Origin of the sequence: Kitasatospora sp. NPDC056651, from assembly GCF_042792155.1 — a bacterium.
Taxonomy (GTDB): Bacteria; Actinomycetota; Actinomycetes; order Streptomycetales; family Streptomycetaceae; genus Kitasatospora.
Map to the genome: position 1 here is coordinate 1 of NZ_JBHTWX010000109.1, position 13,922 is coordinate 13,922.

The 13,922-nt window shown below is 71.7% G+C and carries 12 protein-coding genes; 6 read left to right on the forward strand and 6 right to left on the reverse strand.

The genetic code is table 11. The features are described 5' to 3' along the window. Nucleotides 1-153: 153 nt before the first annotated feature. The 3 genes from ACFRAR_RS31325 to ACFRAR_RS31335 all read left to right on the forward strand — a co-directional run bounded on the left by ACFRAR_RS31325 (nucleotide 154) and on the right by ACFRAR_RS31335 (nucleotide 2,628). Nucleotides 154-534: an NUDIX domain-containing protein gene (locus tag ACFRAR_RS31325; protein ID WP_380702339.1), complete on the forward strand. Its 381-nt coding sequence runs from the start codon at nucleotides 154-156 to the stop codon at nucleotides 532-534. A gap of 321 nt (nucleotides 535-855) precedes the next feature. Continuing rightward, the gene (locus ACFRAR_RS31330; protein WP_380702341.1) at nucleotides 856-1,389 is read left to right on the forward strand and encodes a hypothetical protein; all 534 of its coding nucleotides are present in this window, start codon (nucleotides 856-858) and stop codon (nucleotides 1,387-1,389) included. Between the two features lie 360 nt (nucleotides 1,390-1,749). Beyond that, entirely contained in the window at nucleotides 1,750-2,628 is an 879-nt protein-coding gene (locus tag ACFRAR_RS31335) for a glycosyltransferase family 2 protein (RefSeq protein WP_380702343.1), read from the forward strand. Between the two features lie 74 nt (nucleotides 2,629-2,702). Here the strand turns inward: ACFRAR_RS31335 and ACFRAR_RS31340 are convergent, their stop codons facing one another. Both ACFRAR_RS31340 and ACFRAR_RS31345 read right to left on the reverse strand, forming a co-directional pair. Continuing rightward, a complete protein-coding gene (locus ACFRAR_RS31340; protein WP_380702345.1) occupies nucleotides 2,703-3,434 on the reverse strand; it encodes a hypothetical protein in 732 nt (243 codons plus the stop codon). A gap of 24 nt (nucleotides 3,435-3,458) precedes the next feature. Beyond that, nucleotides 3,459-4,145 (reverse strand): pentapeptide repeat-containing protein, encoded by a 687-nt coding sequence (locus ACFRAR_RS31345; protein ID WP_380702347.1) that lies wholly within the window; start codon nucleotides 4,143-4,145, stop codon nucleotides 3,459-3,461. A gap of 367 nt (nucleotides 4,146-4,512) precedes the next feature. On the opposite strand from ACFRAR_RS31345, the gene ACFRAR_RS31350 reads away from it, so the two are divergent. Together ACFRAR_RS31350 and ACFRAR_RS31355 are read left to right on the forward strand one after the other, a co-directional pair. Beyond that, entirely contained in the window at nucleotides 4,513-5,574 is a 1,062-nt protein-coding gene (locus ACFRAR_RS31350) for a hypothetical protein (protein ID WP_380702349.1), read from the forward strand. Nucleotides 5,575-5,586: 12 nt separating this feature from the next. Further along, nucleotides 5,587-6,132: an NUDIX hydrolase gene (locus tag ACFRAR_RS31355; RefSeq protein ID WP_380702351.1), complete on the forward strand. Its 546-nt coding sequence runs from the start codon at nucleotides 5,587-5,589 to the stop codon at nucleotides 6,130-6,132. 325 nt (nucleotides 6,133-6,457) lie between these two features. Here the strand turns inward: ACFRAR_RS31355 and ACFRAR_RS31360 are convergent, their stop codons facing one another. The 4 genes from ACFRAR_RS31360 to ACFRAR_RS31375 all read right to left on the reverse strand — a co-directional run bounded on the left by ACFRAR_RS31360 (nucleotide 6,458) and on the right by ACFRAR_RS31375 (nucleotide 11,843). Continuing rightward, on the reverse strand, nucleotides 6,458-7,657 hold the full coding sequence (locus ACFRAR_RS31360) for a helix-turn-helix domain-containing protein (RefSeq protein ID WP_380702354.1): 1,200 nt from the start codon (nucleotides 7,655-7,657) through the stop codon (nucleotides 6,458-6,460). Nucleotides 7,658-7,732: 75 nt separating this feature from the next. Then, nucleotides 7,733-8,401 carry an HAD family hydrolase gene (locus ACFRAR_RS31365; protein ID WP_380702356.1) on the reverse strand — a complete coding sequence of 223 codons (669 nt, stop codon included), beginning with the start codon at nucleotides 8,399-8,401 and terminating at the stop codon, nucleotides 7,733-7,735. A gap of 37 nt (nucleotides 8,402-8,438) precedes the next feature. Continuing rightward, nucleotides 8,439-10,949 (reverse strand): ATP-dependent helicase HrpB, encoded by a 2,511-nt coding sequence (gene hrpB, locus ACFRAR_RS31370; protein ID WP_380702358.1) that lies wholly within the window; start codon nucleotides 10,947-10,949, stop codon nucleotides 8,439-8,441. Between the two features lie 6 nt (nucleotides 10,950-10,955). Continuing rightward, on the reverse strand, nucleotides 10,956-11,843 hold the full coding sequence (locus ACFRAR_RS31375; RefSeq protein WP_380702360.1) for a class I SAM-dependent methyltransferase: 888 nt from the start codon (nucleotides 11,841-11,843) through the stop codon (nucleotides 10,956-10,958). Nucleotides 11,844-12,257: 414 nt separating this feature from the next. Here ACFRAR_RS31375 and rpsA point away from each other — a divergent pair, with 414 nt between their 5' ends. After that, on the forward strand, nucleotides 12,258-13,748 hold the full coding sequence (gene rpsA, locus ACFRAR_RS31380) for a 30S ribosomal protein S1 (RefSeq protein WP_316520647.1): 1,491 nt from the start codon (nucleotides 12,258-12,260) through the stop codon (nucleotides 13,746-13,748). The last annotated feature ends 174 nt before the right edge of the window (nucleotides 13,749-13,922 follow it).

Below are 13,922 nucleotides of genomic sequence, written 5' to 3' on the forward strand. Positions count from 1 at the left end.
GGGGCGCCCCCCGGCGGCGCCCCCGGGGCCTGTCCCGGGGGGGCGGGGCCCCGGGGGGGGGGGCGGGGCCCCCCCGCGGCGCCCGGGCGGGGCCCCGGCGGCGCCCCCGCCGCGGCCCCCGCCCCTACGATCCTGCCAGCCGTCATCGACAAAGTGGCCTGGATCCACACCGAGGGCGGGAAGGTGCTGAGCACCCGTTCACGGGGCCGGGATGCCTACTGCCTGCCGGGTGGCAAGCGGGAGCCGGGGGAGAGCGACGTCGACACCCCGCTGAGGGAGATCAGGGAGGAGCTGACGGTAGCCGTCGTACCGGAATCGGCGGTGCTGCTGGGTGTGTTCGAGGCCCAGGCCCACGGCCGGCCGGACGGGGTCGTGGTCCGGATGACGTGTTACACCGCGGCGTACGAGGGGCGGCTGGAGGCGAGCGGCGAGATCGAGGAGGTGGTCTGGCTCGCGTACGGCGACAGGCATCGCACGTCCCCGGTCGACTGGCTCATCTTCGACCGCCTCCATGCGGCGGGTCTGCTGCTCTGATGCTCTGACATCGGGATGCGGTGGCGATCGCCATCGGATTCCCCTGGTGTACGTTCGAGCTCCCGCCGCGTTCGAAACTCCTTGCGCCGCGCCGCCATCAACTCGAAAGTCTGTTTGTCTACCGTGATACAGCCGCTGACTGCCCAGCCGCACGGAGTCCGTTCGACGAGCCCCTCCCGCCGGAGGCGGGCGACCATCCTCGGCGTGGGCGCGGTCGCCGCCGTGCTCGTACTGGCCGGGTGCAAAGCGGAGGCTGACGGCACGGCCGGCGGAACGGCTGACGGAAAGCCCAACGGAGCGCCGGTTCCGAGCGTCGTCGGCATGCACGGGGACAAGGCCAAGGACGCCTTGCAGCAGAAGGACGCCCACATAGCCAAGAGCGTGGACTTCAAGGACGTCCACCCGGGCGAGTCCCACACCCGCTCGGTCCTGATGCCGAGCCACTGGAAGGTGTGCTCCCAGCAACCGGCCGCCGGGGAACCCTCGGTGAAGGACATGACGGTGACGCTGTCCGTCGTGAAGAACGAGGAGGACTGCCCCGGGGCCGCGTCGCCCGCCCCGTCGGTCACCGCCCCGCCGTCCCCGGTCGCGAGCGAGGCGCCGGCCGTTCCGGCCGCTCCTGCCGCTCCGGCCGTCCCCGCCGCCCCGGCCGCTCCCGCCGCTCCCGCCACCCACGAACCGGCGCCGCAGCCCACCCCCGAGCAGCACCAGGCGGCCGGCTGCACCACCGACTCCAAGGGCAACTGCATCGTCCGGGGCCGGATCTGCCCCGGCAGCGCCCACGGTGACACCGGCACCGATGCGACGGGGCGCGTGCTCACCTGCGAGGACAAGAACGGCTGGCGCTGGGAGTGACCCCCGGCCGGAGCCTGTGACAACGACCCCTCTGAGGACGATCAACGCGTCCGGCTTGTCAGAGGGGTCGCCTGGCCTGTCGTGCGAGCGGCACCGGGGATTGCCGAGGCGGCAGCCCCGGAGCCGGGAATGGGCGGCGGAACCGACCGCCGACCTGGGCGAGTTGAAGAGGTGCTTCGCGGCGGCCGCGACCGCGGGCGACGCGATGGTCAAGTTCGAGTCGGACCGGGCCGGCCACACGTCAGGCCGTGAACCCTCCGCACACCCTCCGCACGGGCGAACGAAGGACTTTCGGTTACCGGCGGGAGCGGACGGTGTGGGATGGTGGCCCGGAAATTCCTCAACCAAGGGTCGGGTGCGATGGGCGTCACGCTGGGCGTGGTGGTGCTGACGATGGGGGACCGGCCTGCGGAGCTGACGGCGCTGCTGGACTCGGTGCGGGCCCAGGACGGCGGCGACAGCGGCGTGCGGACCGTGGTGCTCGGGCAGGGCACCAAGCTGCCCGAACTGCCGGAGTGGGTGGACACCGTGGAGCTGCCGGAGAACCTCGGCATCCCCGGCGGCCGCAACGCGGGCGTCGAGCGGCTGCGCGAACTGGGCGGCACCGACGTCCTGGTCGTCCTGGACGATGACGGCCTGCTGCCGCGCACCGACACCTTCCGGCTGGTCCGGGAGGCCTTCGAGCAGGATCCGCAGCTGGGCATCGTGTCCTTCCGCATCGCGGACGAGACCGGGCACACCCAGCGCAGGCACGTCCCCCGCCTCGGCGCGTCGGACCCGCTGGCGTCCGGGCCGGTCACCACCTTCCTGGGCGGCGGCCACGCCATCCGGATGAGCGTGATCGACCAGGTCGGGCTGTTCCCCGCCGCGTTCTTCTACGCCCACGAGGAGACCGACTTCGCCTGGCGCGCCCTGGACGCGGGCTGGCGCATCGACTACCGAGCCGACCTGGTGCTCCAGCACCCCCGCACCGACCCGGCCCGGCACGCCACCTACTACCGGCTGACCGCCCGCAACCGGGTCTGGCTGGCCAAACGCCACCTCCCCGCTGTCCTGGTGCCGGTCTACCTCACCTCCTGGACCCTGTACACGCTACTGCGCCGTCCGCCGCTGTCCGGTCTCAAGGCCTGGTGGTCCGGCTTTTTCGAGGGCGTCCGCACGCCCTGCCCCCCGCGCCGCCCGATGCGGTGGCGCACGGTGCGCCGGATGGCGAAGCTGGGCCGGCCGCCGGTGTTCTGAGCGGTGGGGTGGAGGTCCGTCCCTTCGCCCCGTGGAGGAGGTTCGCCGCCGCAGTCGACCTCGTGTCCGCCCGGTCAGATCACGGACGGGAACGCCCCGATCGGCCAGTGGTCGAGCCAGAAGGCCGCGGTGGAGGGATCGGGGAGGTCCATCGTGGAGCCGTCGTTGGGCAGCAGCTCTGTGGGGGCGAGGTATCCCTCGCCGGGGTTGAGCCGCAGCCGCAGGCAGCGCAGCGGATGCCCGGCGTGCACGTAGGCGCGGATGTCGTCGGTGTGCGGGCAGTGAGCCGGATCGTCCCTGCCGAGGCGTCGACAGATGGCCGACGCGTCGGTGTCGCCGATGAGGAGGTAGCGGGAGCCGGGGCCCGCGTTGAAGCACAGCCTGCGACGGGACGACCGACGGTGGGCGTACGGGAGCCGGTCCCAGTTGTCGAGGTGGATACCGAGCCGCTTCCCGTTCGTGGGGTTCACCGTGACGGTGAGGTCGTGCGCGGGGCTGGTGGCGTGGTTGGCGTACCGGGTGCGCGGTGATCGGGTGAACGGTGGATGGGTGGTCCACCAGGGGCCGTCCATGACGCCTGAGGTGTGCAGGTCGGGGAAGGCGATGAGTTCGACGGCCTCGGTTCCCGGCACGTGGTGCGGCGCGCGCAGGAGATCGGCCTCGGTGGCGCTGATGGGTGTCCACCGGCCGGCCGGAACCACCGTCCCGTCCTCGTGGGCCGGCTGGTCGTGCACGACCGCCGTGGTGGCGATCTGGCAGCGGTCGCGGAGCTTGGAGTGGCCGGTGAACACGATGAGCGGCCTCACGCAGGCGCTCCCTTCGCGTGGCGGTCAGTGGTGCGGAGGCAGGTCCTCGCTGTAGGTGACGTCCAGTTCGGCGAGGAGGGAATCGGTGAGCTGGTGCTGCTGGGCGCGGCTGATGACGGCTTCCCGCAGGTTCCCGACGCCGCGGACGGTGGACAGGTCGCTGCTGCTCAAGTCGAGTCCCTTGTACGTTCCGGCCCCGAACCCGGTGGCGCGCAGCGTGCAGTCGTGCATCACCACGCCGGTGAGGTCGCAGGCGGTGAAGGTGGCCTCGGTGAGCACGCACCGGTCGAACACGACCGGGCCGCTCGCACGGATCCGGTCGAAGGCGGCGTAGTCGAGGCGGCAGTTCTCGAACAGGACGCTGTCCAGGACGGCGCCGGTGATGGCCGCGCCCATGAGCCGGCAGTCCCGGAACAGGGTGCGGGACGCCTTGCTGCCGGTCAGTTGGAGCGAGCCGAGATCGCTGTCGGTGACCCGGACGGAGCTGAAACGGACGTTCTCGATGGTGGTGCGCTGGGCGTTGACGTTGTGGAGGATGCCGTTGCGCAGATCGGTCTCGGTGAGATCGAGGGCGCCGAGGTTCTGGTCGGTGTAGCGGAACTCCGTGACGGTGCTGCCGGGCCGGGGAGGGGAGTTGATGACGCCCAGGTACGGGTCGTCGCCCGGGTCGGGGAGGGTGACGGTGGTGCGACCGTAGCGGCGGGTGGGCACGGGGGTCCTCCGGTCGGTGGTCGGGTGCCGCCCGCTGCCCCGGGAGGCAGCGGGCGGCGTTGGCTGGGGAAGTCCCCATTGTGTGGCCGGTGGTGTCAGCGGTTGGACCAGTCGGACCAGGACGGCCCGTTGTTCCAGTTGTCCCAAGAGGCGCTGATTCCGGCCTTGGGTCGTTACGGTGCGCTGGAAGTCGGTGGGGCCGACTTCCAGCGCGGTGGGGTTAGGCGTGGGTGCGGGTGGCTTGGGTGCGGCAGTGGGTGAGGGCGTAGGCGAGGCAGGCTTCGGGCCGGCTCAGATCGCCCGACGCACCGGCCTCTCGACCAGTCGCGTCACGGAGATCATGAGTGGGCCTCGGGAAGTCTCCAGCATGGATGTGATCGAGCGGATTGCCGACGGCCTTCACATTCCCGGACGGATGCTCGGCCTCGCTGATCGGTCGTGGGAGGCAGTGGCCACCCCGGCCGGCTACCGGCCGGCCGCCGTACCCGAGACCTGGGAAGTCCTTGACATGCTGTCCCGTTCCACGGCGTCCGACGCCGCTCTGGCCCATTTGGAAGCGGCCGTCGCCGACGTGGCCTACCGCTACCCGTCGACTGTGCCTACCGAGTCCGTGCCCGTCCTCCAACGGCAGCTGACTGGCGTACACGAAATGCTCGCCCGCCCGCAGTCCCTCACCGCTCGGCGTCGTGGCGTCCAGATACTGGCTGCTGTCGCGGGCCTGCTCGGACTTGCTCATCATGACCTCGGCGACCGCAGCCGCAGTGAAGCACACTTCCACCTCGGGGCCATCGCTGCCGGCGAAGGAGAGGCAGACGATCTTCGTGCCTGGCTCCTCACCATGCAGAGCATTGTCGAGTACACCGCTGGTCGTCGTGACACCGCCACCTCCCTCCTCCGGCAAGCCGTCGCACATGCCGATGACGCGGCGCCCCGGCGTCGTGCATGGATCACTGCCAACCTTGCCCGCGCGCTTGCCGCAGGCGGTGACCGGAGCGCAGCTCTGGCCGCGCTCGACCAAGCCGCCCACCACCTCGACCTCGCAGAGGACGGTCCGATCGGTGGCCTTGACTTCTTCACCGCCCCGCGATTGGACGGTCTCGCCGGCGAGACCTACGCACACCTCGGTGAGCACGATGCCGCTGGCCGCCTCTTGGAGACTGCCATCGGCCGCAGGGCAGCCGCCGATCTCAAGGGGAGGGCCGTCCTCACTCTCGACCTTGCCGAAGTGCGGCTGGCCCAAGGTGACTTCGATGCCGCGTGTGCTACCGCACACTCTGCTCTCGATCTGGCCGGGGCCACCATCATCCAGCCGATTGTCCTGCGTGCTCGCGCGCTCCAGGCATCCCTGGCCCCCTGGTCGGCCGAGAGGCCCGTGCGGGAGCTTGCCACACGCGTGAGAGAGTCAGGGGCACAACTGGTGCGCGTGTAAAGGAGGCTGCCCGTGGAGTGGAAGGTGTTCGGGCGTCGGCAGGTGTTCGGGAGCCAGTGGGTCGAGGTCTGGCTCGATGACGTCGAGATCCCCGGTGTCGGTCGGATCGACCATCACGTCGTGCGCTACCCCCGTGCCTCGACCACCGCCGTCGTCACCAACGAAGCCGGCGAGTTCCTCCTCCTCTACCGGCACCGGTTCATCACCGGCCGCTGGGGCTGGGAAGTGCCCGCCGGGTGGGCAGAGCCCGGCGAGGAGCCGGCGGCGGCCATCGCCCGCGAAGTCGAAGAAGAGACCGGCTGGCGTCCCGGCCGGGTCGAGCCGCTGACCGAGTACGACGCCATGGCCGGTATCAGCGACGCCCACTTCCGCGCCTACCACGTCACCGGCTGCACCCGGATCGGTGAACCCGAGGACGTGTCGGAGGCGAGCCGCGTGGAGTGGGTCCCGGAAGCCGAAGTGGTGCGGCGACTCACGAACGGCGAGGTCGCTGACGGACCTTCGCACGCCGCCCTGTCCTACTATCTGGGCCCGCATCGACTTGCTCAGCGTTCCTGACCGGCCCGGCAGCGGAGGCGGCGGGTCATGGCCAGGCGTGACTACATGGACGACCCCAACGCCCCGAGGGCGAACTCGCTGGTCCCGGCCGATGGCTCAAGCCCCTCACATCCTCGTAGGCCGCGATCCGCTGTCCGATGCTGATTCCGTCCGGAGGCACCACGCTGGTCCCCATCCCGTGCATGCGTTGAACCCGTGTGCGTGGGACCGTACCCCGAGCACGGCCGGCCATGGATCCTTTCGGCAACAGGTGTTGACGCTGGTCGAAATTCGGCACAGTCGGCGCGGAAGCTCAAGCGGCCGATCGTCGCCTTTGAGGGTGGTGTCAGTGGGCGGGTGAGTCGATGCCCAGGATGTCGCCGAGCTTGCGTGTGAGGGTGGTGCTGGTGTGGCCGGCGCGTTGCAGGATCACCCCGGGGAGAGCCTGGTGGCGGGCCCAGCCAGGGTGATCAGTGCAAACCCGAAGCAGAGTGTCCAAGGCGGCGTCGTACTGGCGGGTGTCGGCCTGGGCGAGGGCGATGTCCAGCCCGAGCCGGTTCCGGGCGGCCTGCGGCAGCGGGGACAGGTCGCCGAGGTTGCGGGCGAGCGTCAGGGCCTTGTCCGGGTCGCCCATGACGGTGTGGAGGCCGACGGCCTGCGCGGTGACCGTGGTGGGCCCGAAGCTGGTGCCGTTGACCATCACATCGCTGCCCATTCTGGCTGCGACCGCCTGTCCCTGGGAGAGCAGATCTCGGGCACGGTCGGGGTCTCCATGGCGGGAGGCGACGACGGCGGCGAAGGTGACGTGCCAGCCGTAGGTGGCCAGCGTCTCCAGGTCCCTTTCCGTAGGCAGCGGTTCGATCGACGTGAACGCGTCCTGGGCGGTTCTGGCGGCCTGGTCGAGGCGGGAGTCGCGCAGGTAGATCCAGGACCGGCCGCAGTCCACCATGGCAGCCCGCAAGGGGTCGGCGGCCTGGTGGACGTGGTGGCGTGCGCGGCCGATCGCCGCGTAGGCCAGGTCGCGGGCGCCGTGGAACTGGGCGGTGTAGGAGGCGAGTCGGTAGGCGTCGGTGAGGATGCTCTGAGCCGTGCACCGCTCGCCTTCCGGGGCGGATCGCAGGAGGGCGGCGGCTTCGGTGATGGCGGGGGCGGCGAGGCTGCCGGCACGGGTGTAGTCCCCGGCGCGGTAGTCCGCCCATGCCCGCGCGAGATCGGCCCGCAGTATCGTGGCGTCCGGCGGTTCGACGTCGGTTCCGACCCCCATGGCGGTGTCGTGCACGACGCGCGAAAGTTCCCGCAGCATTGCCCGGTCGCCGATCAGTGAAGCCCTTCGGGGCGCTTGCTGCCCGAGGATCACCGAGAGATCCGTGTGCAGTGCGGCGGACAGTTTGAGTAGCGACGGGAGCCCGATGCCGCCTCCGTCCCTCTCCGCTTTGCGGACGGTCGAGACGGATACCCCGGCGGCCTCGGCCAGTTCTTCCAGCGTCATGCCGGCCCGCAGCATCTTGATGCGCTGGCCGGTGGAGTAGGCGGACCACTGCGTCATGGGTGCCTCCGAAGGTGAGCAACCTCGGATCGGACACTACCCTCGTCACCCGCTCGCTGGGCTGTTCGCGGCCGTTCAGGTCGCGATCGTCACGCCGAGCAGGCCCGCTATGCGGTCGGCGGTGCCGGGCTGCCCGTCGGCGAGGACGGTGGTGATGCCGAATTCCTCGGCCGGGGGCAGGTTCGCCGGGTTGTCGTCCACGAACAGGCAGGCCTCGCCGGGGAGTTCGAGTCGATCCAGCGCGAGCCGGTAGATCGCCGGGTCGGGTTTGGCCACTCCTTCCCGCTCGGAGATGACCGTGACATCGAACAACTCCCAGACGTCCAGGGCCTCATAGGGATCGTAAGGGTCGAGGCCGAACGAGTTGCTCAGCAGCGCGACCTTGAGACCTGCCTGCCGCGCGGAGCGGGCGAGCGCGATCATGTCCTCGGCTGCCCGGACGCCGCCCCATGCCCGGCCCATGAGGTTCTCGTGCTCCGGCACGCCGAGGATGGGCGCCGCCTGCCTATTCCACTCCGCCTGGCTCAGCCGTCCCGCTTCGAGTTCGGTGTACAGCCGGCTGACCTCCGGATCCTGGCCGAGTGTCCGCCGCCACGCCTCGCCGTCGAGACCCTGGGCGAGGCACCACGCGCGGAGCGCGGGCCCGGCGTTGGCTGTCAGGACGCCGACGAAGTCGAGGATCAGGGCGGCGAAGGGGAGTTCGGCGCGACCGGGGCGGGTGGCGGTCGGGGCGGTCATCGTCATGGCGGGTTTCGTCCTCCGATGGTCCTTGGGCCTGCTGCTACTTCCGGGCGTTGAGGCGGCGGGTGGGTTCCGCCGTGGTCGGGTCTTCCGGCCACGGGTGGCGGGGGTAGCGGCCCCGCAGGTCCGCGCGGACGGCACGGTAGCCGTCGCGCCAGAAGGACGCCAGGTCGCCGGTGACGGCGGCGGGCCGTCCGGCCGGGGACAGCAGGTGGATGGTCAGCGGCACCCGGCCCCCGGCGAGGGCAGGGGCCGCCGTCCAGCCGAAGAGTTCCTGCAACTTGACGGCCAGCACCGGGCGTTCGGTGCTGTAGTCGACTCGTATCTTCGAGCCGGACGGCACCGTGATGCGCTCGGGGGCGAACTCGTCGAGCCGCCCGGCTTCGCCGCTCGCCCATGGCAGGAGGCGCTGGAGGGCGGCGGTCGTGTCGATGCGGGCGAGGTCTGCGCGGCGGCGGGCGCGGGAGAGTTCGGGCTCCAGCCACTCGTCGGCGCGCTCCAGCAAGGCGCCATCGCTGACGTCGGGCCATGGGTCGCCGATGGCGGTGTGGAGGAAGGCCAGACGCTCCCGGAGGTTGGAGGGGAACGTGAGCAGCGTGCTGACGCCGTCGCGGGCGAGGCCCTCCAGCAGGGCGGCCCGAACGAGGGCCCGGTCGGGGCGGTCCAAGGGCTTTTCGGCGAGCTCGATGGCGCCCAGGGACTCGACCCGCCGGGAGACGACCTCCCCGCGCCGGGTGTCCCAGTGGACTTCGGCCCGGCTGCTGACCAGCGCCGCGCCCGCGACCAGGGCGGTGGCCTCGTCCAGCGCCGCCGCGTGCAGGACGCGGGCGGACGGGGACCCGGCCGGGCGGTCGGCGACCGCGACGGCGAGCCAGGGCAGGGCGCCGAGCCGGGTGTCGGGGGCGAGTTCGGCGGCCGTACCGGAGGCCATCAGGTACGGGCTGCGCTCGCCGGGGGCGGGCCGCTCGACCCGGGCGCGGGCGATGCGTTCGGGGAAGGCGAGGGCGACGACGAGTCCGGCGGCGGTGGTGTCGGGCAGGTCGGTGGCGGGTTCGTCGGAGGTGGCACGCAGCAGGCGGCGGACTTCGTCGCGCCAGCGGCCCGCGTACGGGTCGCGCGACGAGCGCACCGTGCGCCACACCGCGCCGAGGTCGTCGCCGAGGGCGCGCGGCGGCTCTTCGGAGAGCAGCGCGACCACTTCGGCCGCCCGGCGGGCGCCGACCGCCGCCGCGCCGTCGACCAGGGCGCGCCCGAGCCGGGGGTGCAGCCCGGTGCGGGCGAGGCGGATGCCGCGCGCGGTGGCCCGGCCGTCGGCGTCCACGGCGCCGAGGGCCTGGAGGGTCTGCCGGGCGGCGGCCATCGCCCCGGCGGGCGGGGCGTCGGGCAGGGCGAGGCCGGTGGCGTCCGGGTCGCCCCAGCAGGCGGCCTGGAGGGCGAACGGGGTGAGGTCGGCGAGTGCGATCTCCGCTGTGGGGAAGCGGGCGGCGCGGGCGTCCTCGGCCTCGTTCCAGCAGCGGTAGACGGTGCCGGGGGCCTCGCGTCCGGCCCGGCCGGCCCGCTGCCGGGCGGCGGCGAGAGAGGCCCGGACGGTGACCAGAGCGGCGAGCCCACGGGCGTGGTCGGTGCGCGGTTCGCGGGCGAGCCCGGCGTCGACCACGACCCGGACGCCGGGCACGGTGAGCGAGGACTCGGCGACGGCGGTGGCGAGCACGACGCGCCGCGAAGCGCCCGGGGTGAGCGCGGCGTCCTGGACGGCCTGCGGTGCGCGGCCGTGCAGTTGCAGCACCTCGGCCGCCACCCCGCCGAGCTGGCCGGCGACCCGGGCGATCTCGCCGACGCCGGGCAGGAAGCAGAGCACGTCGCCGTCGTGTTCGCTCAGCGCCCGTCGGACGGTCGAGGCGACGTGGTCGAGCAGCGCCGGGTCCACCCGGGTGCCGTGCGCGGGCCGGACGGCGCGCGGCGGCGGGGCCCAGACGACCTCGACCGGGTGGGAGGTGCCGTGCGCCTCCACGACCGGGGCGCCGCCGAGCAGTTCGGCCCAGGCCTCGGTGTCGGAGGTGGCCGAGGCGCAGACCAGCCCGAGGTCGGGTCGCAGCGCCGCCCGGACGTCCAGCAGGAAGGCGAGCGCGGTGTCGGCGTCCAGGTGCCGTTCGTGGCACTCGTCCAGCACCACGAGGTCCACGCCGGGCAGTTCCTGGTCCCGCTGGAGCCGTTGCAGCAGCACACCGGTGGTGACCACCTCGACGACGGTGTCGGGGCCCACCTTGCGGTCGCCGCGCACCGTGTACCCGACCTCGCGGCCCACGGACGAGCCGAGCAGCCAGGCCATCCGGCGGGCGGCGGCCCGGACGGCGAGCCGGCGCGGCTCGGCGACCAGCACCCGGCGTACGGGCGAGGCGTCCAGCAGCCCGGCCAGGGCGAGCGGCACCAGCGTGGTCTTGCCGGTGCCGGGCGGGGCGGCGAGGACGGCGGTGCCGTGCCCGGCCAGCGCGTCGTGCAGGGCGGGCAGGGCGGTGCGGACGGGCAGGTCGCGCCGGGCCGGGTTCAGCAAGACGGCTCAGCCCCGCTCGGTGACGAAGATCGCCGTGCCGGGGATCAGCCGCCCGCGCAGCGGGGACCAGCCGCCCCACTCCTGCTCCAGTCCGGCCGGCCACTCGGGCTCGACGAGGTCGACCAGCCGGAAGCCCGCGGCGACGAGCTCGCGGACCCGGTCGCCGAGGGTGCGGTGGTGCTCGACGTAGGTGGCGCGGCCCTGCTCGTCCTGCTCGACGTACGGGGTGCGGTCGAAGTAGGAGGACATCGCGGTGAGGCCCTCGACGCCCGGCTCGTCCGGGAAGGCCCAGCGGATCGGGTGGGTCACCGAGAAGACCCAGCGCCCGCCCGGGCGCAGCACCCGGTGCACCTCGCGCATCAGGGCCTCGGTGTCGGCGCTGAACGGGACGGCGCCGTAGGCGGAGCAGGCGAGGTCGAAGGAGGCGTCGGCGAAGGGGAGGACGGCGGCGTCGGCCTGGACGACGGGGACGGGTGAGGCGCCGCGGCCGAGGTCGATCCGGCGGGAGTGCTGGAGCTGGCGGTAGGAGATGTCCAGGGCGACCGGCCGGGCGCCCCGGGCGGCGAGCCAGCGGGAGCACTGGGCGGCGCCGGCGCCGATCTCCAGGACGGCCTTGCCCTCGACGGAGCCGAGCAGGCGGGCGTCGGCCTCGTCCAGGCCCTCGGGGCACCAGGTGAAGCGGTCGTCGCCGAGGAAGTCGCCGTGCTCGTCCTGGTACTCGTCGGCGTTGCGGTCCCACCAGTGCCGGCTGGCCCGGCTGCTCTCCCCGGTGCCGGCCGCGCGGCGCACCGCGTCGTCGCCGTCCTCCTCCTCGGCTGGCGCGGGCTCCGCCGGGGAGGTGTCAAGATCGTGCAGGTCCGGCTGGGGGGTGGTGGCCACGGTGACAATGCCCATCGCGTAGGGTATGGAATGCGGAAGCGCCGCTGCCGAGAACCGGCCCGTGAGGGTTCGGCTCCTGGCGGTGGCATCCGGGGAAGTGGGCCCCTGCGGGCGCCGCCGCGAGGCGCGCAATCGGAGGATATGGCCTGATCCATACCAGGCTCCACCGTCTTGCCGTCCTTCGGCATTGACCATGCCTGGCCGTCCCCGTATGCTACAAGTTGCGCTGCGGGCCTGCGCGCCTCGGACGGAGCAGGTCGCGCTCGCATCTGTCGAAGACCCCACGGTCGCAAGACGGACGCCGGTTCTCGTTGTACGGGAATTTCGGTGCGCCGTGTTCTTGGCTGTCCGGCTTTCGGTGGGAGCGATACGGGCCCTCCGCGTGGCATTACCTACGACTTTCATGTCCGTACCGGAGCCCTTTTCCTAATGACGAGCCCCACCGACTCCTCCCTCAGCACCACCCCGCAGGTCGCGGTCAACGACATCGGCGACGCGGAGGCCTTCCTCGCCGCGATCGACGAGACCATCAAGTACTTCAACGATGGCGACATCGTCGAGGGCGTCATCGTGAAGGTCGACCGTGACGAGGTCCTCCTCGACATCGGTTACAAGACCGAGGGCGTCATCCCGTCCCGCGAGCTCTCGATCAAGCACGACGTTGACCCGCACGAGGTCGTCGCCGTCGGTGACAACATCGAGGCCCTGGTCCTCCAGAAGGAGGACAAGGAGGGTCGTCTCATCCTGTCCAAGAAGCGCGCTCAGTACGAGCGTGCCTGGGGCACGATCGAGAAGATCAAGGAAGAGGACGGCATCGTCACCGGTACCGTCATCGAGGTCGTCAAGGGTGGTCTCATCCTCGACATCGGCCTCCGGGGCTTCCTCCCCGCCTCGCTGGTCGAGATGCGTCGCGTCCGCGACCTCCAGCCCTACGTGGGCAAGGAGCTCGAGGCCAAGATCATCGAGCTGGACAAGAACCGCAACAACGTGGTCCTGTCCCGCCGTGCCTGGCTGGAGCAGACCCAGAGCGAGGTCCGCCAGACCTTCCTCACCACCCTGCAGAAGGGCCAGGTGCGCTCCGGCGTCGTCTCCTCGATCGTCAACTTCGGTGCCTTCGTGGACCTGGGTGGCGTCGACGGCCTGGTGCACGTCTCCGAGCTGTCCTGGAAGCACATCGACCACCCGTCCGAGGTTGTCGAGGTCGGCCAGGAGGTCACCGTCGAGGTTCTCGACGTTGACATGGACCGCGAGCGCGTCTCCCTGTCGCTGAAGGCGACCCAGGAGGACCCGTGGCAGCAGTTCGCCCGTACCCACCAGATCGGCCAGGTCGTTCCGGGTAAGGTCACCAAGCTGGTTCCGTTCGGTGCGTTCGTCCGCGTGGACGAGGGCATCGAGGGTCTGGTCCACATCTCCGAGCTGGCCGAGCGCCACGTCGAGATCCCGGAGCAGGTCGTCCAGGTCGGCGACGAGATCTTCGTCAAGGTCATCGACATCGACCTCGAGCGTCGCCGCATCAGCCTGTCGCTCAAGCAGGCCAACGAGGCCCTGGGTGCCAACCCGGCCGAGGTCGAGTTCGACCCGACCCTGTACGGCATGGCCGCCTCGTACGACGACCAGGGCAACTACATCTACCCGGAGGGCTTCGACCCCGAGGCGAACGACTGGCTGCCCGGCTTCGAGAAGCAGCGCGAGGAGTGGGAGCGCCAGTACGCCGAGGCGCAGACCCGCTTCGAGCAGCACCAGGCCCAGGTCATCAAGAGCCGCGAGGCCGACGCCCAGGCCGCCGAGGAGGGTGGCGACGCCGTCGCCGCTGCCGCCGGTGGTTCCTACTCGTCCAGCAGCGACGAGGGCTCGGGCGCCCTGGCCTCCGACGAGGCCCTGGCCGCCCTGCGCGAGAAGCTGGCCGGCGGCCAGAGCTGAGGCTCTCGCTTCCCGCTAGCCGATAGCTAGACGGTGGGCCCCACCCGGAATTTCCGGGTGGGGCCCATTCGGTTTGTGCGGCCTGCTTTTCGCACGGCCCCGTTCGCAGGCCCCGTTCGCGCGGGGCATTTCGTTTTCCGCGATGATTTATGCCGCGCCGACTTATGTGTTCGT

What these genes read in the sequence shown, in the direction of transcription:
- ACFRAR_RS31330 (WP_380702341.1), top strand. Translation starts at nt 856, where the DNA reads ATGCACGGGGACAAGGCCAAGGACGCCTTGCAGCAGAAGGACGCCCAC.
- ACFRAR_RS31335 (WP_380702343.1), top strand. Translation starts at nt 1,750, where the DNA reads ATGGGCGTCACGCTGGGCGTGGTGGTGCTGACGATGGGGGACCGGCCT.
- ACFRAR_RS31350 (WP_380702349.1), top strand. Translation starts at nt 4,513, where the DNA reads ATGGATGTGATCGAGCGGATTGCCGACGGCCTTCACATTCCCGGACGG.
- ACFRAR_RS31360 (WP_380702354.1), bottom strand. Translation starts at nt 7,657, where the DNA reads ATGACGCAGTGGTCCGCCTACTCCACCGGCCAGCGCATCAAGATGCTG.
- ACFRAR_RS31365 (WP_380702356.1), bottom strand. Translation starts at nt 8,401, where the DNA reads ATGACGATGACCGCCCCGACCGCCACCCGCCCCGGTCGCGCCGAACTC.
- ACFRAR_RS31375 (WP_380702360.1), bottom strand. Translation starts at nt 11,843, where the DNA reads ATGGGCATTGTCACCGTGGCCACCACCCCCCAGCCGGACCTGCACGAT.
- rpsA (WP_316520647.1), top strand. Translation starts at nt 12,258, where the DNA reads ATGACGAGCCCCACCGACTCCTCCCTCAGCACCACCCCGCAGGTCGCG.